The organism is Nocardioides koreensis (assembly GCF_039531775.1).
In the GTDB taxonomy this organism is placed as follows: Bacteria; Actinomycetota; Actinomycetes; order Propionibacteriales; family Nocardioidaceae; genus Nocardioides; species Nocardioides koreensis.
In genome coordinates this window covers 1-19,178 of sequence record NZ_BAAAQR010000012.1, presented here as the reverse complement: position 1 = coordinate 19,178, position 19,178 = coordinate 1, and the positions used below count along the sequence as shown (strand labels likewise).

Annotated in this window: 23 protein-coding genes and 1 riboswitch; of the genes, 7 read left to right on the top strand and 16 right to left on the bottom strand. The window is 70.9% G+C overall.

Annotation, left to right across the window (positions count from 1 at the left end; genetic code table 11):
- Position 1 precedes the first annotated feature (1 nt).
- Genes ABD268_RS17395 through clpS form a run of 3 tightly spaced genes read right to left on the bottom strand, consistent with a single transcriptional unit; the run spans position 2 to position 1,399 of the window.
- Positions 2-469, bottom strand: a complete 468-nt coding sequence (locus ABD268_RS17395) for a hypothetical protein (RefSeq protein ID WP_344155152.1) — start codon at positions 467-469, stop codon at positions 2-4.
- 49 nt (positions 470-518) lie between these two features.
- A complete protein-coding gene (locus tag ABD268_RS17390) occupies positions 519-1,106 on the bottom strand; it encodes a DUF2017 domain-containing protein (RefSeq protein ID WP_344155149.1) in 588 nt (195 codons plus the stop codon).
- Entirely contained in the window at positions 1,103-1,399 is a 297-nt protein-coding gene (clpS, locus tag ABD268_RS17385; protein WP_425573752.1) for an ATP-dependent Clp protease adapter ClpS, read from the bottom strand. The genes ABD268_RS17390 and clpS overlap by 4 nt, the downstream gene beginning before the upstream one ends.
- Before the next feature lie 65 nt (positions 1,400-1,464).
- Here clpS and ABD268_RS17380 point away from each other — a divergent pair, with 65 nt between their 5' ends.
- The 3 genes from ABD268_RS17380 to ABD268_RS17370 are packed head-to-tail and all read left to right on the top strand — an operon-like array spanning position 1,465 to position 4,162.
- The gene (locus tag ABD268_RS17380) at positions 1,465-2,763 is read left to right on the top strand and encodes a nicotinate phosphoribosyltransferase (RefSeq protein WP_344155146.1); all 1,299 of its coding nucleotides are present in this window, start codon (positions 1,465-1,467) and stop codon (positions 2,761-2,763) included.
- Positions 2,764-2,823: 60 nt separating this feature from the next.
- A complete protein-coding gene (locus ABD268_RS17375) occupies positions 2,824-3,399 on the top strand; it encodes an isochorismatase family protein (RefSeq protein ID WP_344155143.1) in 576 nt (191 codons plus the stop codon).
- Positions 3,392-4,162, top strand: coding sequence for an enoyl-CoA hydratase (locus ABD268_RS17370; protein WP_344155140.1), 771 nt, complete (start codon positions 3,392-3,394; stop codon positions 4,160-4,162). Before ABD268_RS17375 ends, ABD268_RS17370 begins: the two co-directional genes overlap by 8 nt.
- Positions 4,163-4,232: 70 nt before the next feature.
- On the opposite strand, the gene ABD268_RS17365 is transcribed toward ABD268_RS17370, so the two are convergent.
- Both ABD268_RS17365 and ABD268_RS17360 read right to left on the bottom strand, forming a co-directional pair.
- The gene (locus tag ABD268_RS17365) at positions 4,233-6,083 is read right to left on the bottom strand and encodes a bifunctional metallophosphatase/5'-nucleotidase (protein ID WP_344155136.1); all 1,851 of its coding nucleotides are present in this window, start codon (positions 6,081-6,083) and stop codon (positions 4,233-4,235) included.
- Positions 6,084-6,193: 110 nt separating this feature from the next.
- Positions 6,194-6,727, bottom strand: coding sequence for a DUF1697 domain-containing protein (locus tag ABD268_RS17360; protein WP_344155133.1), 534 nt, complete (start codon positions 6,725-6,727; stop codon positions 6,194-6,196).
- Positions 6,728-6,803: 76 nt separating this feature from the next.
- Between ABD268_RS17360 and ABD268_RS17355 the strand changes: the two genes are divergently transcribed.
- Positions 6,804-7,250 carry a MarR family winged helix-turn-helix transcriptional regulator gene (locus ABD268_RS17355; RefSeq protein ID WP_344155129.1) on the top strand — a complete coding sequence of 149 codons (447 nt, stop codon included), beginning with the start codon at positions 6,804-6,806 and terminating at the stop codon, positions 7,248-7,250.
- Positions 7,247-8,488, top strand: coding sequence for an MFS transporter (locus tag ABD268_RS17350; protein ID WP_344155126.1), 1,242 nt, complete (start codon positions 7,247-7,249; stop codon positions 8,486-8,488). The genes ABD268_RS17355 and ABD268_RS17350 overlap by 4 nt, the downstream gene beginning before the upstream one ends.
- 19 nt (positions 8,489-8,507) lie before the next feature.
- Here the strand turns inward: ABD268_RS17350 and hppD are convergent, their stop codons facing one another.
- Complete coding sequence (gene hppD, locus ABD268_RS17345) at positions 8,508-9,752, bottom strand: 4-hydroxyphenylpyruvate dioxygenase (RefSeq protein ID WP_344155123.1); 1,245 nt, start codon at positions 9,750-9,752, stop codon at positions 8,508-8,510.
- Between the two features lie 81 nt (positions 9,753-9,833).
- Between hppD and ABD268_RS17340 the strand changes: the two genes are divergently transcribed.
- Positions 9,834-10,313 carry an Lrp/AsnC family transcriptional regulator gene (locus ABD268_RS17340; RefSeq protein WP_344155120.1) on the top strand — a complete coding sequence of 160 codons (480 nt, stop codon included), beginning with the start codon at positions 9,834-9,836 and terminating at the stop codon, positions 10,311-10,313.
- Here ABD268_RS17340 and ABD268_RS17335 read toward each other — a convergent pair.
- The 5 genes from ABD268_RS17335 to ABD268_RS17315 form a co-directional block, all read right to left on the bottom strand.
- On the bottom strand, positions 10,294-10,932 hold the full coding sequence (locus tag ABD268_RS17335; RefSeq protein WP_344155117.1) for an IclR family transcriptional regulator: 639 nt from the start codon (positions 10,930-10,932) through the stop codon (positions 10,294-10,296). The genes ABD268_RS17340 and ABD268_RS17335 overlap by 20 nt on opposite strands.
- Before the next feature lie 30 nt (positions 10,933-10,962).
- Entirely contained in the window at positions 10,963-12,726 is a 1,764-nt protein-coding gene (locus ABD268_RS17330; RefSeq protein ID WP_344155605.1) for a DEAD/DEAH box helicase, read from the bottom strand.
- A 50-nt stretch (positions 12,727-12,776) separates the two neighbouring features.
- On the bottom strand, positions 12,777-13,040 hold the full coding sequence (locus ABD268_RS17325; RefSeq protein WP_425573751.1) for a DUF3039 domain-containing protein: 264 nt from the start codon (positions 13,038-13,040) through the stop codon (positions 12,777-12,779).
- 47 nt (positions 13,041-13,087) lie between these two features.
- Positions 13,088-13,645: a YqgE/AlgH family protein gene (locus ABD268_RS17320; protein ID WP_344155114.1), complete on the bottom strand. Its 558-nt coding sequence runs from the start codon at positions 13,643-13,645 to the stop codon at positions 13,088-13,090.
- Between the two features lie 66 nt (positions 13,646-13,711).
- The gene (locus ABD268_RS17315; RefSeq protein ID WP_344155111.1) at positions 13,712-14,236 is read right to left on the bottom strand and encodes a hypothetical protein; all 525 of its coding nucleotides are present in this window, start codon (positions 14,234-14,236) and stop codon (positions 13,712-13,714) included.
- 137 nt (positions 14,237-14,373) lie between these two features.
- Between ABD268_RS17315 and ABD268_RS17310 the strand changes: the two genes are divergently transcribed.
- Positions 14,374-15,054, top strand: a complete 681-nt coding sequence (locus ABD268_RS17310) for a TetR/AcrR family transcriptional regulator (protein WP_344155108.1) — start codon at positions 14,374-14,376, stop codon at positions 15,052-15,054.
- On the opposite strand, the gene ABD268_RS17305 is transcribed toward ABD268_RS17310, so the two are convergent.
- The 5 genes from ABD268_RS17305 to ABD268_RS17285 all read right to left on the bottom strand — a co-directional run bounded on the left by ABD268_RS17305 (position 15,055) and on the right by ABD268_RS17285 (position 18,961).
- Entirely contained in the window at positions 15,055-16,068 is a 1,014-nt protein-coding gene (locus ABD268_RS17305; RefSeq protein WP_344155105.1) for a DUF3048 domain-containing protein, read from the bottom strand. It abuts the gene before it with no gap.
- Positions 16,069-16,184: 116 nt separating this feature from the next.
- Entirely contained in the window at positions 16,185-16,709 is a 525-nt protein-coding gene (locus ABD268_RS17300; RefSeq protein WP_344155102.1) for a C40 family peptidase, read from the bottom strand.
- Between the two features lie 9 nt (positions 16,710-16,718).
- A riboswitch (cyclic di-AMP (ydaO/yuaA leader) is annotated at positions 16,719-16,900 on the bottom strand.
- Between the two features lie 128 nt (positions 16,901-17,028).
- Positions 17,029-17,796: an SDR family NAD(P)-dependent oxidoreductase gene (locus tag ABD268_RS17295; RefSeq protein ID WP_344155099.1), complete on the bottom strand. Its 768-nt coding sequence runs from the start codon at positions 17,794-17,796 to the stop codon at positions 17,029-17,031.
- Between the two features lie 213 nt (positions 17,797-18,009).
- Complete coding sequence (locus ABD268_RS17290) at positions 18,010-18,435, bottom strand: HIT family protein (RefSeq protein ID WP_344155096.1); 426 nt, start codon at positions 18,433-18,435, stop codon at positions 18,010-18,012.
- Positions 18,436-18,535: 100 nt separating this feature from the next.
- Positions 18,536-18,961 carry a hypothetical protein gene (locus ABD268_RS17285; protein WP_344155093.1) on the bottom strand — a complete coding sequence of 142 codons (426 nt, stop codon included), beginning with the start codon at positions 18,959-18,961 and terminating at the stop codon, positions 18,536-18,538.
- Positions 18,962-19,178 lie beyond the last annotated feature (217 nt).

Sequence of the window (19,178 nt, the reverse complement as noted above, 5' to 3'; positions counted from 1 at the left end):
CTCAGCAGGCGAACTCGGTCTTCAGGTGCACCTTCGCGTCGGGGGCGATCCCCTCGGCGTCGGCGTCGACCTGACCGCCCTTGCCCGCGTCGTCCACCTCGACCCCGGAGGCGTCCGGCTGGGTGGTGTACGTCGTCTTCTTGACGGTGACGACCGCGCTCGGCGCCTCGAAGCCGTTGCCCTCCGAGTAGAGGGTGACCGAGATGCCCTTGTCCGCAGCCTGGTAGAAGGCCGGCGGGCCCGAGGTGTTCTCGGTCGTGGCGAACCCCTCACCCTTCCAGGACGCCGTGACGTCGCCCGTGACGTCGACCGTCACGTCGCAGGTGGTCCGGGCCTCCTCGGTCATCGTCGGGCGGGGCTTGTCCGACGGGGCCGCACCGGCCTCGCTGTCGCCGTCGCTGCTGCACGCCGTGAGCGAGGCAGCGAGGCAGAGGACGGACACGGCCAGGAACCCACGAGACGCACGCATGGGGCGGAGTAGATCATCCGCAGGTCCCGCGCGCGAAAGCCGGGGTCGGTCAGCTGGTGAGGGCGTCGACCAGCGTCTCCTGCAGGTAGCCGACCCACTCGTAGATGTCGTGCGCCTGGGCCCGGGGGTCGTCGTCGGGGAGCGAGTACCAGAGCTCCTCGTCGCCCTCCTCGACGCCCAGCCGGGTCGCGAGGGCGAGGCGCAGGTCGGTGAACGAGCGCAGCCATGACTCCGCGGCCGGCTCCTCGAGCTCCACGTCGATCATCAGGCCCTCCTCGGTCAGCTCGGGTGGGAGTCCCGCCTCCTCGAGGCTGTCGATGAGCGTGCACGCCGCGGCCGCCTTGCCGTCCCGCAGGCTGCCCTCGGTGAACCGGCGGAACTCCGCGGAGGACTCCTCGTCGCCGGGGTACGCCGTCGGGAAGAGCCGGGCGAGGACCGGGTCCTCGGGCTCGGAGGTGGGGCCCGAGAAGTCCATCATCGCCTCGAAGGGGTCCTCGGTGTCGCGGGGCACGGCCGCCTCGTTGCGGAGCAGCTCGACCAGCTGGGAGGCCAGCGACCGCAGCAGGTCGGCCTCGAAGCCGGTGAAGTTCGCGATGACCCGTCCGCTGCGGCGGTGCCGGGCGAAGCCCCCGGTCACTCCGACCGCTCCATGGTCGCCCACAGGCCGTACTCGTGCATCGCCTGCACGTCCCGCTCCATCTCCTCGCGGCTGCCGGTGCTGACGACGGACTTGCCGTCCTCGTGCACCTCCATCATGAGCTTCTCGGCCTTCTTCTTCGCGTAGCCGAAGTACTTCTGGAAGACGTAGGTGACGTAGGACATCAGGTTCACAGGGTCGTTCCAGACGATCGTCACCCACGGCGTCGCTGGGAGGGTGATCTCGTCGGGAGTGGTGGTCGGCTCGACCTCGACCGGACTGGCGGCGGACACGGTTCCATCGTGGCACATGCGCGCGCCCGGGCCGGTGCCAACGGCACACGCCTACGCTGGTCGGCGTGAACTCCGCCTCACCCTCGACGGCCCTGCTGACCGACCACTACGAGCTGACCATGCTCCAGGCGGCCCTCCGGGCCGGCACGGCCCGGCGGCGGTCGGTGTTCGAGCTGTTCCCGCGGCGACTCCCCGAGGGACGGCGGTACGGCGTGGTCGCCGGCGTGGGCCGCGCCCTCGACGCCCTCGAGCGGTTCCGGTTCGACGACGAGGTGCTCGAGGCGCTCCGCGACGTCGTGGACCGTCCCACGCTGGACTGGCTGGCGTCCTACCGCTTCAGCGGTGACATCTGGGGCTACGCCGAGGGCGAGACCTACTTCCCCTACTCCCCGCTGCTCACCGTCGAGGCGCCGTTCGCGGAGGCGGTGCTGCTCGAGACGGTGCTGCTCTCGATCTACAACCACGACTCGGCGATCGCCTCGGCGGCGTCGCGGATGACGAGCGCGGCCGGGGACCGGCCCTGCATCGAGATGGGGTCGCGGCGCACCCACGAGGAGGCCGCGGTGGCGGCCGCGCGCGCGGCGTACGTCGGCGGCTTCGCGACCAGCTCCAACCTCGCGGCCCGCCAGCGGTACGGCGTACCCACCGCCGGGACGAGCGCGCACAGCTTCACGCTGCTGCACGACTCCGAGGAGCAGGCGTTCCGCGCCCAGGTCGACTCGCTGGGCAAGGGCACCACGCTGCTGGTCGACACCTACGACATCGCCGAGGCGGTCCGGCTGGGCGTCGAGGTGGCCGGGCCGAGCCTGGGCGCGGTGCGGCTCGACTCCGGCGACCTGGGCGCGCTGGCGCACCAGGTGCGCGCCCAGCTCGACTCCCTGGGGGCCACGGGCACCCGGATCATCGTCACCAGCGACCTCGACGAGTTCGCGATCGCCTCGCTGGCCGCGGCGCCGGTCGACGGGTACGGCGTGGGCACCGAGCTGGTCACCGGCTCCGGACACCCGACCTGCGGCTTCGTCTACAAGCTGGTGGCGCGCGAGGACGACACCGGCGCGATGGTCTCGGTCGCCAAGAAGAGCCAGGACAAGATCTCGATCGGCGGCCGCAAGTACGCCCTGCGCCGCCGCGACCGGCACGGCGTCGCCGAGGCCGAGGTGATCGGCATCGGCACGCCCCCCGTCGACGACGGCGACGACCGGTCGTTGCTGGTCCCGCTGGTGCGCCGCGGCGCGGTGGTCGGTCGCGAGCTGCTCGACGACGCCCGGGCCCGGCACGAGCGCTCGCGCGCGGAGCTGCCGATCGCGGCCCAGCAGATGTCGCGCGGCGAGCCGGTGATCGACACGCAGCACGTGGGCGCCTGAGCGGTCGCTGGTCCCCGGGGTTGCTGGGCGGCCGGCGTACGAGTGGCTAGGCTCGCGGCCATGAAGCGTGCGCTGATCGTGGTCGACGTGCAGAACGACTTCTGCGAGGGCGGGTCGCTGCCCGTCGAGGGCGGCGCCCAGGTGGCGCACGACATCGCCGAGATCCTCCACCACTGGGTCAACAAGGACCCCAAGGCCCCGGACTACGCGCACGTGGTGGCCACCAAGGACCACCACGTCGACCCGGGGGCGCACTGGTCGAAGGACCCCGACTACACCGACTCCTGGCCGGTGCACTGCAAGGTCGGGACCGACGGCGAGGCGTTCCACCCCAACCTCGACCCGCAGCCGTTCGACGCGATCTTCCTCAAGGGCGACCACGCCGCGGCGTACTCCGGCTTCGAGGGGCGCACCACCAACGGCACGTCGCTGGTCGACTGGCTGCGCAAGCACGACGTCACCCACGTCGACATCTGCGGCCTCACCATGGACTACTGCGTGAAGCTGACCGCGCTGGACGCCGCCGCGAGCGGGTTCGAGACGCGGGTGCTGCGGCGCCTCTGCGCGGGGATCGCGCCGGCCACCACCGAGCAGGCGCTGGTGGCCATGCGCGACGCGGGCGTCACCGTTGGCTGACCTCGAGGTCCGCGTCGAGGACGGCGTGCTGTGGCTGACCATGAACCGGCCCCACGTCTTCAACGCGCTGAGCGCCGAGATGGCCGACGAGGTCGCCCGGCTGGTCGAGGAGGCGACCGCCCGTGACGACGTACGCGTCGTGGTGCTGACCGGCACCGGTCAGGCCTTCAGCACCGGCGCCGACATCTCGGGCGCCGAGGCCCACGAGCACTTCGACGTCTCCGCGCTGGACCGCGCGAACCGGATCATCCGGGCGATCACCCGGCTCGACAAGCCCGTGGTGGCCGCCGTCAACGGGATCGCGGCCGGCGTCGGCTGCTCGGCAGCCCTGGCCGCGGACATCGTCGTGGCCGCGGAGTCGGCCGGCTTCCTGCTCGCCTTCGCCCGGATCGGCCTGATGCCGGACGGCGGCGCGACCGCCACCGTCGCCGCCTCGATCGGCCGGGCCCGCGCCATGCGGATGGCGCTGCTGGCCGAGCCGCTCACCGCCCGCGAGGCGTACGCCGCCGGGCTGGTCACCCACGTCGCCCCGGACGCCGACTTCCCCGAGCTGGTGTCGCGCCTCGTCGCCCGCCTGGCCGCCGGCCCCCCGCTCGCACTCGCCGCGAGCAAGAAGGCCGTCAACGCCGCCACCCTCCCCCACCTCGACGACGCCCTCGAACGCGAACGCACCGGCCAGACGGTCCTCCTCCGCACCTCCGACGTCGCCGAGGGCATGCGTGCGTTCTCGGAGAAGCGGAAGCCGGTGTTCCGCGGCGAGTGAGGGGGCGCCGTACACGTCACGCGGCGCCCACGTCTGACGTGGACGCCGCGTGACGAGCGCTTGGTCTGCCTTACGACACCGTGATCGGCTGACCGTTGGCGACCAGCTTCCAGTCCACCGAGGCGAACTCGGTCGGGTCGATGGTCTGGTGCTCGGTGACCCAGTCGATGATCAGCTGACGGATCTCGTTCTGGCGGTTGTAGACCACCGGAGCGGTGGCGACCGCGGGGAAGCCGCCGCCGCCGGACTGGCGGTAGTTGTTGACCGCCATCGCGAACTCCTGGGCGTCGGTGACCGGCACCCCGTCGTACGCGAGGTTGGTGATCCGCGAGCCGACCGGCTGGGCCAGGTCGATGTCGTAGGTCAGCGGCGCGTCCAGGCCGGCGACCGCGTCGTAGTTGTAGTCCGGCGTGCCGTTGGGGGCGGTGGGCGTGACCGCGTTGGTCAGCTCGTCCATGGTGGCGGTCGTCTTGGTGCAGGCCTTGAAGTACCGCGCGGAGTACTCCAGGTAGTCCTTGACGTCCTTGCCGGTGACCTTCACGCCGAGCAGCGTGTTGTCGTAGATGTAGAGGCCCGCCACGTCGCGCACGGTCACCTCGCCGGCCGGGAACGACGCCTGGCGGTTGAACGGCGCGGCGATCGAGAGCACCGGCAGCGCGGCGTCGGCACCGGAGAGACCCGCCTTGACCGCGTCGGCCTGCACGTAGTTCACGAAGTCGATGATCGGCACGTCCTCGACGACCGCGCGGGCGGCCGACATCGCCTCGGTGGACTTGCCGATGACCGAGTTGACGTAGTCGACGACGGTGTCGTGCTGCGCCTTCACGGCGGCGGCGACGGCCGGGTCCTCGGGGGCGGTGTTGGAGTTGAGCAGCTGCGAGCCCGACGCCACGAGGACCCACTTCTGCTTGCCGTAGCGGCCGTAGACCTCCTGGACCACGAAGTCCATGACCGCCAGGCGCATGCCCCAGTAGTACGGCTCGCAGATCAGCACCTGCTGGCCGGTCTTCTCGTTGCGGACGAACCGCTGGTCGATCTCCTTGTGCGCGTGGCCGACCAGGATCGCGTCGACGTGCGGCACCTGCGCGGCGACGAGGGACGCGGCGTTCTCCGGGTACGGCAGCGCGTCACCGTACGACGAGGACGTGTCCGCGCCCGAGTGCGCGGAGATGATGACCAGGTCGCAGTCCTTCTCCTTCTTCAGGATGTGGACGTACTTCTTGGCCTGCTCGACCAGGCCGGGGAACTCCATCTTGCCCTCGACGTTGGCCTTGTCCCAGATCGCGATGCCGGGGTTGGTCAGGCCGAGGACGCCGACCTTGATCGTGCGGCCGTCGCCGACCTTGAACTTCTTGATGATGTACGGCGGGAAGACCGGCCGCTTCGTCACCGGGTCGACCGCGTTGGCGCCCAGCAGCGGGAAGTTCAGCTGCGACTCGAAGGCGCGCAGCGTGTCGATGCCGTAGTTGAACTCGTGGTTGCCCAGCGCCGCGGCGTCGTACCCGACGAGGTTCATCGCGTTGGCCATCGGGTGCTTGGCGCCGGCGGTGATCGGGTCGATCTTGGCGTAGTAGTAGGCCAGCGGGGTGCCCTGGATCGTGTCGCCGGCGTCGAGGGTGAGGATCGGCTCGCCCTTGCGGTCGGCCCGCACGCCCTTGATCAGGGTGGCGACCTTGGCGACGCCGATGTCGTCGTGGACCTTGTTGTCGAACTCGGTGTTCTTGAAGTAGTCCCAGTTGAAGACGTTGCCGTGCAGGTCGGTCGTGCCGAGCACGGTGAGCCGCACCCGCTTCTTGCGAGCGGCCAGGGCCGCGTCGGTCTTGCTGGTGGCGGCGAGGGCCGGCTCGGCGACGTACCCGGCGGCCGCGAGCGCGGCACCTCCGGTGAGCAGGGCGCGACGCGACGGCGTGGGCTGCGACATGCGGGAAATCCTCCGTTGGATGAGCGGGTGAGCCGGACAGTTCTACCTCTTCCGGCCCCCGCGCCGCGTAGGAAACGCCGGATCCGCCGCCCGATGTTCACCCAGCGGAGTCAGGCGCCCCAGCGCTCGGCGAGCGTGCGCACGACGGTCAGGTTGCGGTTCGTCGCGATGCCGAGGTGCTTCTCGACGACCGCGTTGGTCAGCGTCGCCGTGTGGTAGTCCGGCCCCAGCAGGAGGTGTACGGCGCGCCCTCCGACGCGAGCCACCTCACCGGCCGTCCCGGCGGCCTCGACCAGCTCGACCACGTCCGGCGCGGGCTCCTCCTTGAGCAGCGAGACGTAGTGCCGTCCCTCGTGGCCGTCCGCGAACCGCTTGGCGTCCTCGGCGATCTCGCGCAGCTCGGCCGGGGTGAACACGATCGTCGGCACCTCGAAGCCGCGGTCGGCGAGGAAGGCCTCCTCCAGCGTGGCCTCGAGCCTGGCGCGGGAGCGCAGCGAGGAGTCGAGCCGCACGTTGCCGGTGTTGATGTAGGTCTCCACCCGGGCGCCGCCCGCGGCCTCGACGGCCGCCTTGACGGCGTCCTTGGGGAACTTGCGGTTCGCACCGAGGTTGACCGCCCTCAGGAACGCGATGTACGTCGCCACGCCCCGATCATGCCGCAGTCGGTCGTGCGCGGCATCACGTTCACATGCATAGGTTTCCGATGTAACGTTGCGCCTCGTGACCGCCACCCCCGACCTCCAGGAGCTGAGCAGCGACCTGGTCGTCCACGCCGCCCGCCTGGTCCGCGCCGTACGACGTGCCACCGAGCTGCCACCCGGCTTCCGCGTGCTGTCGCTGCTCGACGAGCACGGACCGCTCGGCATCACCGCGCTGGCCGGCGCGGACCGCTGCTCGCAGCCCACGATGTCCGGCGCCGTGTCCGCCCTCGCCGAGCGCGGCTGGGTCGACAAGCAGCCGAACCCCGCCGACGCCCGCGGCAGCGTGGTCACGCTGACCGACAGCGGCCGCCAGGAGCTGGACCGCGCCCGCCGCACCAACGGCGAGCTGGTCGCGGCCCGGCTGGCCGCCCACCACGAGCACACCCCCGAGGACCTCGCCATCGCCGTCGCTGTGCTGCGCGACGTCCTCTCCTCCGGACCCGACACCGAGAAAGGCACTCCGTGACCTCCCCCAGCACCACCCGCGAGCCCACCGGCTCGTTCTTCGACCAGCCCCGCGCCGTGTGGGCCGTCGCCTTCGCGTGCGTGATCGCGTTCATGGGCATCGGCCTGGTCGACCCGATCCTCAAGCCGATCGCCGACCAGCTCGACGCGACCCCGAGCCAGGTCTCGCTGCTCTTCACCAGCTACATGGCCGTGATGGGCGTCGCGATGCTCGTCACCGGCGTCGTGTCGTCCCGCATCGGTGCCAAGAAGACGCTGCTCGCCGGCCTGGCCCTGATCATCGTCTTCTCCGCCCTGGCCGGGTCCTCCGGCACGATCGGCCAGATCGTCGGGTTCCGCGCGGGCTGGGGCCTGGGCAACGCCCTCTTCATCGCCACCGCCCTGTCCACCATCGTGATGTCCGCGCGCGGCTCGACGGCGCGGGCGATCATCCTGTTCGAGGCCGCCCTCGGCCTCGGCATCGCGGCCGGCCCGCTGGTCGGCGGTGAGCTCGGCTCCCTCTCGTGGCGCGCGCCGTTCTACGGCGTGGCCGTCCTGATGACGATCGCCCTGCTCGCCACGGCGTTCCTGCTCCCCCGCACCCCGGCCGTCGGTCGTCGTACGTCGCTGGCCGACCCGTTCCGCGCGTTGCGCTACCCCGGGCTGCTGACGGTCGCGCTGACCGCGCTGTTCTACAACGTCGGCTTCTTCACGCTGCTCGCGTTCACGCCGTTCCCGCTGGACATGACCGCCCACCAGGTCGGGCTGATCTTCTTCGGCTGGGGGCTGCTGCTGGCGATCACGTCGGTCTGGGTCGCGCCGCTGCTCCAGCGCGCGATCGGCTCGGTCCCCACGATGCTGGCGTCGCTGTCGCTCTTCGCCCTCGACCTCGCCGCGATGGCGATCTGGACCGACGAGAAGGCCGTCCTCGTGGTCGGGGTGGTCGTGGCCGGCGCGTTCCTCGGCATCAACAACACCGTCATCACCGAGTCGGTCATGGGCGCGGCCCCGGTCGAGCGGCCGGTCGCGTCCGCGGCGTACTCCTTCGTCCGGTTCTCCGGCGGCGCGGTCGCGCCGTACGCCGCCGGCAAGCTCGGCGAGAACGTCAGCATCCACGCGCCGTTCTGGATGGGTGCGGTCGCTGTCGCCGTGGCCGTCCTCGTCCTCGCCGCCGGCGCGCGGCACCTGCAGGGCGTGCACGCTCCCGCCGCCCACAGCGAGGACGAGGCCGAGGCCGAGCTGGTCGGCGACATCAGCTGACGTCGCCGACCACGGTGACTCAGAGGTTGCCGCGCTTGTCCTGCTCGCGCTCGATCGCCTCGAAGAGCGCCTTGAAGTTGCCCTTGCCGAAGCCCAGCGACCCGTGCCGCTCGATCAGCTCGAAGAACACCGTCGGCCGGTCGCCGAGCGGCTTGGTGAAGATCTGCAGCAGGTAGCCGTCCTCGTCGCGGTCGACGAGGATCTTGCGCTTCTGCAGCTCCTCGATCGGCACGCGCACCTGGCCGATCCGCTCCCGGAGCTCGGCGTCCTCGTAGTAGGAGTCCGGGGTCTCGAGGAACTCCACGCCGTTGGCGCGCAGCGCGTCGACGGTCGCGAGGATGTCGCCCGTGGCCAGCGCGAGGTGCTGGGCGCCGGCGCCGCGGTAGAACTCGAGGTACTCGTCGATCTGCGACTTCTTCTTCGCGATCGCCGGCTCGTTGAGCGGGAACTTCACCCGGTGGTTGCCGTTCGCGACCACCTTCGACATCAGTGCGGAGTAGTCGGTGGCGATGTCGTCGCCGATGAACTCCGCCATGTTCACGAAGCCCATCACCTTGTTGTAGAAGGTGACCCACTCGTCCATGCGGCCGAGCTCGACGTTGCCGACGATGTGGTCCAGGGCCTGGAAGAGCCGCTTCGGCTCGCCCTCACGCTTGACCCAGGTGCTCTCCGCGGCCCGGTAGCCGGGCAGGTAGGGGCCGTCGTAGCGGGAGCGGTCGACCAGCGTGTGCCGGGTCTCGCCGTACGTCGCGATCGCGGCGATGCGGATGGTGCCGTGCTCGTCGGTGATGTCCTCCGGCTCGCGTACGACGGTCGCGCCCGCGCGGCGCGCCTGCGCGACGCACTTGTCGACGTCGGGCACCTCGAGGGCGATGTCCACGACGCCGTCGCCGTGCTTGCGGTGGTGCTCGACGAGCGGGCTGTCGGGGTCGACCGCGCCGTTGATGACGAAGCGGATCGAGCCGGAGCGCAGCACGAAGGACTTGTGGTCGCGGTTGCCGTTCTCCGGGCCGGAGTACGCCTCGAGCCGCATCCCCCACGCCGACTGGTAGTAGTGCGCGGTCTGGGTCGCGTTGCCCACGACGAAGACGATCGAGTCCCAGCCGGTCACCGGGAAGACGTCGCCGTCCTCGTCGTACTCGACCAGCCCGACCAGCTGCTGGAGCTGGTCCAGGGTGAGGTCGGCCTTGAGCTCGTCGGCGGTCAGCGCGCCGCCGGTCGATGCCTGGTCGGTGGTGGTGCCTGTCGAAACCGTGGAAGTCATGGCGCACAGCCTGACGACGACGCGCAGAGTGTGCAACAGTACGCCAGAATGCTGCGCAACCTGCCCAGTCAAGGAGCCACGATGGACGATCTCGACCGCAGATTGATCGATCTGTTCGCGCAGGACCCCCGGATCGGGGTGCTGGAGGCGTCCCGGCGGCTCACGGTGGCCCGCGGCACCGTGCAGGCGCGGCTGGACAAGCTCGTCGAGCGCGGCGTGATCACCGGCTGGGGCCCCGAGCTCTCCCCCGAGGCGCTGGGCTACCCGGTGACGGCGTTCCTCACCCTCGAGATCCGCCAGGACACCGCCGAGCACGGCGGCCACGAGACCGTCGGGCGGCACCTCGCGTCCATCCCGGAGGTCCTCGAGGCGCACACGATCACCGGCGCCGGCGACATGTGGGCGCGGGTCGTCGCCCGCTCCAACACCGACCTGCAGCGGGTGATCGACCTCGTCCTCAAGGAGCCGGCGATCGTGCGCAGCTCGACGGTGATCGCGCTCGCGACCCAGGTGCCCTACCGGGTCCTCCCGCTCGCCCGCCTCAGCGAAGCCGGGCCGTGACCTCCGCGGCCGCGGCGGCGACCTGCGGCCCGATGGTCACGGTGTCGAGCTCGCCCAGGGTGACGATCCCGACGCTGGCCTCCAGCCCGTCCACCCCGCGCACCGGAGCGGCCAGCCCGCGGGCGCCGGGCTGCAGCTCCCCCTCGGTCACCTCGTAGGGATGGTCGGCCGCGGCGCTGCGCCCCAGCAGGATCGCCTTCCCGGCCGCACCCTGCTCCAGCGGGTGCCGGGAACCGACCCGGTAGCTCACGTGGAAGTCGGTCCACGACGGCTCGACCACCGCGAGGGCCAGCGCCTCGTCGCCGTCGGCGACGGTGAGGTGGGCGGTGCAGCCGACCTGCTCGGCCAGCCCGCGCAGCACCGGCACGGCCAGGTCGCGCAGCACCGGCTGGACCGCCGAGGCGAGGTGCAGCACGCCGAGCCCCACGTGCAGCCGCCCCCGGGAGTCCTTGCGGACCAGCGCGTGCTGCTCGAGCGTGCTCACCAGCCGGTAGACGACGGTGCGGTTGACCTCCAGCCGGGCGGCGAGCTCGGTGACGGTCAGGCCACCCGGGGCCGCGGCGAGGACGTCGAGCACGCGGAGACCGCGGTCGAGCGTCTGGGAGGTCTCGGCCGGCATGGCCTGAGTGTAGGGCCCGAGCCCGTCCCCTCAGGAGGACTTCCGGGCCGCCCACTCCCGGAGCCGGTCGATCCGCGCGTGCAGCTGGTCGGAGGTCGCCACCGCGGCCGCCGGCCCCCCGCACTCCTTGCGCAGCGCGGCGTGGGTGATGCCGTGCGCCTGCCCGGTCCGGTGGTGCCAGGCCGCGACCAGCCCGTTGAGCTCGCGGCGCAGCACCGCGAGCTGCTCGTGCGTGGACAGCTCCGAGACGGTGTCCGGCTCGGCGACCGGGGCCGACCGCTTCTGCTTGCGAGCGCGCTCGCTCTGCCGCGAGTGCAGCAGCTCCCGCACCTGGTCGGGCTCGAGCAGCCCGGGGATGCCGAGGAAGTCCATCTCCTCCTCCGACCCCACGTGCACCTCGCCGGAGTGGCCGAACTCGCCGCCGTCGTAGAGGACCCGGTCGAACGTCGCCTGCGAGCCGATCGCCTCGAAGGAGAACTCGAGCTCCGAGGAGGCCGCCTCGGAGGCGTTCGCCTGGGCGAGCAGGTCGTTCTCGGCGGCGAAGATGTCGCCCTCGTCGGTGATCTTCTTGCCCAGCACGTGATCGCGCTGGACCTCCATCTCGGAGGCGTGCCCGAGCAGGGTCGGCACCGAGGGCAGGAAGACCGACGCGGTCTCGCCGCGCTTGCGGGCCCGGACGAAACGGCCGACGGCCTGGGCGAAGAACAGCGGGGTGGAGTACGTCGTCGCGTAGACCCCGACGGCCAGGCGCGGCACGTCGACGCCCTCGGAGACCATCCGGACCGCGACCATCCACCGCGCCTCGTTCTCGCTGAACGTCGCGATCTTCTTGGAGCTGGCCTTCTCGTCGGAGAGCACGACGGTCGGCGCCTCGCCCGAGATCGCCCGCAGCAGCTTGGCGTAGGCGCGCGCCGACTCCTGGTCGCTGGCGATGACCAACCCGCCGGCGTCGGGCACGTGGCGGCGTACCTCCGAGAGGCGCTTGTCCGCGGCGGCCAGCACCGACGGCATCCACGACCCCGCGGGGTCCAGGGCGGTCCGCAGCGCCTGCGCGGTCATGTCCTTGGTGAGCGGCTCCCCCAGCCGGGCCGCGATCTCGTCACCGGCGCGGGTGCGCCACTGCATCTCGCCGGAGTAGGCCATGAACAGCACCGGGCGCACGACGTGGTCGGCGAGCGCGTGGGCGTAGCCGTAGGCGTAGTCCGCGACCGACCGTGGGATGCCGTCGTCGCCGGGCGCGTAGGTCACGAACGGGATCGGGTTCACGTCAGAGCGGAACGGCGTGCCGGTCAGCGCCAGCCGTCGGGCCGCGGGCTCGAACGCCTCGCGCACGCCCTCGCCCCACGACAGCGCGTCCCCCGCGTGGTGCACCTCGTCGAGGATCACGAGGGTCTTGAAGTTCTCGGTGCGGATCCGCATCGCGAGCGGGTTGACCGCGACGCCGGCGTAGGTGACCGCGATGCCGACGTAGTCCTTCGACGTCTTGCCCTTGCCCGCGGCGTACGTCGGGTCGATCGGGATCCCGGCCCGCGCGGCGGCCTCGGCCCACTGCACCTTGAGGTGCTCGGTGGGCGCCACGATCGTGATCCGGTCGATGAGCCGCCGACCGAGCAGCTCGGCGGCCACCGTCAGCGCGAACGTCGTCTTGCCCGCGCCCGGCGTCGCCACCGCGAGGAAGTCACGGGGCTGGTCGGAGAAGTACTTGTGCATCGCCGCCGCCTGCCAGGCGCGCAGCGAGGGTGCGGTGCCCCACGCCGCGCGGTCGGGGTACGCGGGCGGGAGTGCCGGGTCGATCTCGAGCTGGTCTGGGTCCTGGGGGGCGTGGTCCTGGAGGGGCCGTCCCGTCACTCGTCACCCTCGCCCGAGTCGTCCTTCATGGAGTCCCAGATCTCCTTGCACTCCGGGCAGACCGGGAACTTCTCCGGCGCCCGGCTGGGGACCCACACCTTGCCGCACAGCGCGACCACGGGGGTGCCCATCACCATGGCCTCGGTGAGCTTTTCCTTCTCGACGTAGTGCGAGAACCGCTCGTGGTCCCCGTCATCGGTCGGGACGGTACGTCGGTCCTCGCGGACGTCCGTGTCTGTCGAGAATCCGATGGTGGTCACGGGCCCCACTGTAGTTGAGGAAGCGGTCAGATCAGAGTCGACGCGGATCAGTTCAGGTCCGGGTCCACGGGACGTGTGGAGTGCCACGCCAGCTCGCCGGGCTGGCGCCGGAGCACGTCGCGCCACAGCTCGCCCGGGTCGATCCGGAACACGTCGAGGGGCTGCGACGGCACGACGTACCAGCTCCCCTCGGCGATCTCGCCCTCGAGCTGGGCGGCGCCCCAGCCGGCGTACCCGGCGAAGATCCGCAGCCCGTCCAGGCTGCCGTCGAGCAGCTCGACCGGGGTGTCGAGGTCGACCAGCCCGAGCCGGCCCGCGACCTCACGGAACCCGACGGGCACATCGTCCTCGCGCCGCAGCCTCGCGACGGCGAGCGCGCCCTCGGTGCTGACCGGGCCGCCGTGGAAGAGCACCTCGGGCTCGGCGACCACGTCGCGCCAGTCGGCCAGGACGTCGGCGACCGGGATCGCCGACGGCCGGTTGAGCACCACGCCGAGGGCGCCGTTCTCGTCGACGTCGAGCACGAGCACGACGGTGTCGGCGAAGTTCGGGTCGAGGAGGGCAGGAGTCGCCACGAGCAGCATCCCGGCGCTCACCTCGGTCATGCCTCCATCATCACCCACACGGCCGGGGGCGGCACCACCCTCGAGGAATCGGCGGCGGACGGCCGCTCAGGCAGCCAGCGCGGCCCTGATCCGGTCGAGCAGGCCGTGGCCGGTCGGCTCGGCGGCCGGGCGGATCGGCCGGTAGGTGGCGCGCGCCGTGTGCTCGATCGACTCGCCGACGCGGGCGGCGGTCGCGTCCTGCGCGCTGACCCGGCCGGCCATCACGGCGAGCAGGATGTGCTCCTTGGCCGCGGACTTGGTCATCATCGCCGCCATCGCGTCGTCGAGCGGCTCGTGGCGGTAGTGGTCGATGATCGCGCGGATCCCGGGCAGCTCGTCGGAGGTGGCGTGCCAGGCGGCGACCACCGCGCTCTCGAGCTCCATCGGCTGGTGCATGAGCTCGCGCTCGATCCGACCGGCCAGGCGGGTGTGCCAGCGTAGCTGCAGCGCGCCGAGCAGCGACAGCTCGTCGCCGAAGGTCTGCGCCACGCCGTCGACGTCCATGGGCAGGAGTCCGTCCCGGCGACGGTCGGCGGTGGCGATGACCGTGCGGAGGATCTCCCCGCGACGGTGAAAGGAATTCCAGGTCATGGTCGGCTCCTCGTCGTGTGTCACACGTACATACCGTGAGTACGTACCCACAGTACGGTGACGTACTCGCGGTATGCAAAGGCAACGCGCGGTGATCCCGGCCACGTGATCGAGGTGGCGGTACCTAGACTGCGCCAATGAGCAAGCCGTCGGTGTCCAAGCTGGTGCCCAAGGTGCCCCACGTCCCGGGGGCGAGCAGGCGCCAGCAGTACTCCGCGTCCACGAAGCGGGCCCTGGTCGACGTGGCCGAGGAGCTGTTCACCACCCACGGGTACGCCTCGACGTCCCTGGACGCCATCGTCGCGGGGGCGCAGGTCACCAAGGGCGCGCTCTACCACCACTTCAGCGGCAAGCAGGCGCTGTTCGAGGCGGTCTTCGAGCGGGTGGAGGCGGACGCCTCGCGCGCGATCCAGACCTCCCTGCGGGGGCACCAGGACCCGTGGGAGAAGGCCCGGGCCGGGCTGCGGGCGTTCCTCGGCGTCGTGCAGGAGCCGCGCTACCGCCGGATCGTGATCCAGGAGGGGCCCGCGGTGCTGGGCTACGAGCGCTACCGCGAGCAGGAGGAGCGCTCGACGTTCGCCAACGTCCTCGAGATCGTCCGCGCCGTGCTCAGCGCGGGGACGTGGGACCTCGACGAGGACATGCTCCAGACCTTCGCCCGGATCTTCTTCGGGGCGATGTCGTCCGCGGGCGAGTCGGTGTCGAGCGCGGACGACCCGATCGCCGCCGCGGCCAGGGTCGAGACGGCGATCGGGTTCATCCTCGTGGGCTTCCAGACGCTGGCGGACTCCGGCGTCGAGCTGCCCTCGAGCCTGTGACTACTTCTTGTAGGTGACGTTCCCGCCGTTGGACGGGACCAGCTCGATCCAGGTGTGACCGGCGGGCACGGTGAGCTTTCCGGCCTTGGTCGACAGCTGCAGCGGGGACTTCAGGTCGCCCTTCTTCCAGGTGCCCTTGACCAGCCGGCCGTCGTGGAAGAGCAGGGCCGCGCCGGAGCCGGTGAACTTCGTCTCGGGGACGTGGTTGCCGGCCGGGTCGAGGTAGCCCGCGTCACCGACCTGGACCCGCAGGACCAGCACGGTGTCGGCCGGGAACTCGTCGCCGTCCGCGGCGTAGGTGTTCTCGTTGACGTAGCCGCCGTCGCGGTAGCTCCAGTTCGTGGTGTGACCGCCCGAGAAGGACGCCGCGATGGTCTTCGCCGGCTGGCCCTTCGGCATGTCCTTGTCCCCGCCCCACGGCAGGTAGTCGTCGGGGCGCGCCTCGTCCTGCTTGATCGTCGAGGAGACCTCGCCGAGGTCGGCGAACAGGTTGTACGGCGCGCTGCGGCCGGAGTCGCGGTGGAGGCCCTTCGCGCCCTCCTGGAAGAACGTGATCCCGGCACCCTTGATCCGCGCGATCGTGCGGGCGGCCGCGCCGCTGGTGACGACGTCGGCGTCGACCGGCGAGACGATGCCGATGTCGCTGGCGCGCATCGAGCGCACCGGGCCGACCTCGCCCGGGACCTGCGAGTAGTAGAACGCCGCGAGCCGGGTGAGCCCGCCCTCGACCAGCTCCTCGACCACCATGTCGGCCTTGGAGAGGCCGATCTGGGGTGCGCTGGAGTAGGTGTTGTCCATCTTCGCGACCAGCACGGGGTGGTCCTGCGAGGCGCTCTGGTCACCGGAGACCGGCAGGCCGGTCAGCGGCCAGGTCGAGTCGAGCGTCGAACCACCAGCGACCTTCTGCGAGGCCGGCGAGCTGTCCTCCGAGGTGGTCTCGTCACCACCCCCACAGCCGGCCAGCACGAGGCTCGCGGCGATCAGGACAGCAGCGGGCAGGGGGGCACGGCGCACGATGGGCTCCGTTCGTGTAGTGAGATGGAGTCGACTTCAGTGTGCGGGGGGCCCTGACCGACCGACGGAAGGCGCGCCCGCTCCGACGATCGGTCAAGGTAGCAGCCCCGGACGGCTCAGCGGCCGCGCAGGGTGCCGGCGAACCAGGAGCTGGTCCACGGGACGGCGCGCTGGACCTTCTGGCCGGGCTTCGGCGAGTGCAGCATCACCGCGTGGTGGCCCTTGCCCCAGTGCAGGAAGATCCCGACGTGGTAGACGCCGCCGCCGTCGGCGAAGAACAGGAAGTCACCGGTCTTGAGCCGGCTCTTGGGGATGTGCCGGGCGTGCGCGGCCTGGGCGCTCGAGGTGCGGGGCACCGAGAGGCCGGAGTGCCGGTAGCTGAAGAACACCAGGCCGGAGCAGTCGAAGGCCTTCGGGCCGGCGGCGCCGTAGACGTACGGGTCGCCGATCTGGCGCAGCGCGAGGTTGCGGGCGTGCACGATCTTGGCGCTCTGGGACGGCGCGTGGTGGGCCTTGTGGTGAGCCTTGTGCGTGGCGGCGTCGGCCGTGGGGGCCGTGGAGACGCCGGCGGCCACGACGGCGGTGAAGAGACTGAGGAGGAGTGCGGGCAGCGCGATGAAGGCGCGCAGGCGTGCAGACATGGATCGGGCCTTTCCCACGCCTGTGAGGTGAGCTGTCGGGTTGGAGGTGGAAAGTCCTCTGCCTGCGCCGCCCGAGAAGCGCCGACTTCACCCCGAGCCGCACCCGAGGTGCGGCGGTGGAACCTGTGGGTCCCCCACTCCTGCCCTCGGTACGTCGGGGGAACGATGACCCGGGCGGGCAGGATTCGGCGTACCCGGGTTCGGTCGCGTTTGCGACGTCAGCACGTTAGGCAGAGCCCGACGGGCCGAACCACCGCGCTTCCCCCGTCTGGGGGACGATTTCGCCGGTCGAGCGACCGACGTCACAACGATCCGGTCGTCAGCCGAGCTTGGCGCCGCCGTCGACGTAGAGCGTCTGGCCGGTGATGTACGACGCCTCGTCGCTGCACAGGAAGGCTGCCGCGGCCGCGATGTCCTCGGGGTAGCCGACCCGCTTGACCGGGTTGGCCTCGGCGTTGAGCTTGCGGAACTCCTCGACGTCCATCTTCAGGCGCGCGGCGGTCGCGTCGGTCATCTCGGTCGCGATGAAGCCGGGGGCGATCGCGTTGGCGTTGATGCCGAAGGGGCCGAGCTCGATGCCGAGCGTGCGGGTGAAGCCCTGGACGCCCATCTTGGCGGCGGAGTAGTTGGCCTGGCCGCGGTTGCCCAGCGCCGAGACGCTGGAGAGGTTGAGGATCTTGCCGTACTTCTGCTCCACGAAGTGCTTCTGGGCGGCCTTGGTCATCAGGAACGCGCCCTTGAGGTGGACGTTCATGACCAGGTCCCAGTCCTCCTCGGTCATCTTGAAGAGGAGGTTGTCGCGGGTGATCCCCGCGTTGTTGACCAGGATGTGGATCCCGCCGAGCTCCTCGACCACCCGCGCGACGCCCGCGTCGACCGACTCGGCGCTGCTCACGTCACAGCCGATGCCGATCGCCTTGGCGCCGTCGGTCAGGGGGAGCCTGGCGGCCGACTCGGCGGCCGACGACTCGTCGAGGTCGATGATCGCGACCGAGGCACCCTCCTCGGCGAACCGCGTGGCGGTCCCGAAACCGATGCCGCGCGCGGCTCCCGTGACGACAGCGACGCGCCCGTCAAAACGGCCCATGACCTGACTCCTTGCCTCGGTGGTCGTGCTAGCTCGTTGGTCGACTTGTCTCGTTGGTCGACTTGTCTCGTTGGTCGACTTGTCTCGTTGGTCGACTTGTCTCGTTGGTCGACTTGTCTCGTTGGTCGACTTGTCTCGTTGGTCGACTTGTCTCGTTGGTCGAGCTTGTCGAGACCACACCCTAGGGCGTCGGCGACGGCACGGGACGGCGGGTCAGTCCGGCAGGTTCGGCAGCACGGCGCGCACGCGAGCGGCGTACTCAGCGCGCTCGGCGTCGTCGGCGTACTTGTGCCGCGGCCAGAAGAACCCCCGGAGGCCGTCACCCTTGGTGCGGGGCACGACGTGCAGGTGCAGGTGGGGCACGGACTGGCTGACCGTGTTGTTCATGGCCACGAACGAGCCCTCGGCGCCGAGGCCCTCGACCATCGCGGCCGCCAGTCGCTGACCGGCCGCCAGGAACGGGTCCCGCAGCTCCGCGGGCAGGTCCGGCAGCGTCACCACGTGCCGGCGCGGCACGAGCAGCGTGTGCCCCTTGAACAGTGGACGCCGGTCCAGGAAGGCGACCACGTCGTCGGTCTCGAGCACCAGGTCGGCCGCCACGGCGCCCGTGGCGATGGCGCAGAAGACGCAGTCGTCCATCAGCGCCGACCGATCTCGGGTCGCCGGTGCGAGAGGGGCGAACGGCGTGGCATGTGCGCAGGCTAAGGCCTTGTCGCGGCGAGTGAGACGGTCGCGTGGATCACCCGGGTGGGCAGGTCAGGGAGAGGACCTGCCCGTAGGACCCCGACCCGAACGGCCGGGCGACCTCGAGGAGACCCACGTGCACGGCAACACGTCGACCCTCTTCCCGGAGGCAGGGTGGCACGCTTCCTTCGCCGGTCCTGCCTCCGGAGCGCCACACCACGTCGTCGAGTCGAAAGGCAACCCTGTCGCCGTCCTCGGGGTCGAAGTAGCCGGACGGCACGTCTGCGGGGACCCTCTCGGCCTGGCCGCTCACGAGGTGCGGATGGTGAGCCGTCCACGGTGAACGCACACCGATGAGATAGCCCGCCAACACAAGGAGCAGTCCGACGACTGCCGCGGCTGCGATGCGCCGTGCCGGCCACCTCGCGCCGGCCGCCGACGTTCGTTTCTCGCCAGCGGCGGGCTCTCCTGCGTGGGTCATGACGTGAGTATCTGGCCCGTGACGCGCGGAGCTCTGCTGCGACACCGAGCGCCGTGGCGATGATTTGCACCCGTCTTCCACATCCCCGGATGTCATGTGGCAGGACATCGGTGACAGTTCTGCATCAAGACATCGGTAACACTTTGAATCATCTTGGTGGTGACACTTCTGCCCCGAGGCTTCGGCGGTGGCTGTCAGTGAACCCATCGATCCCCGT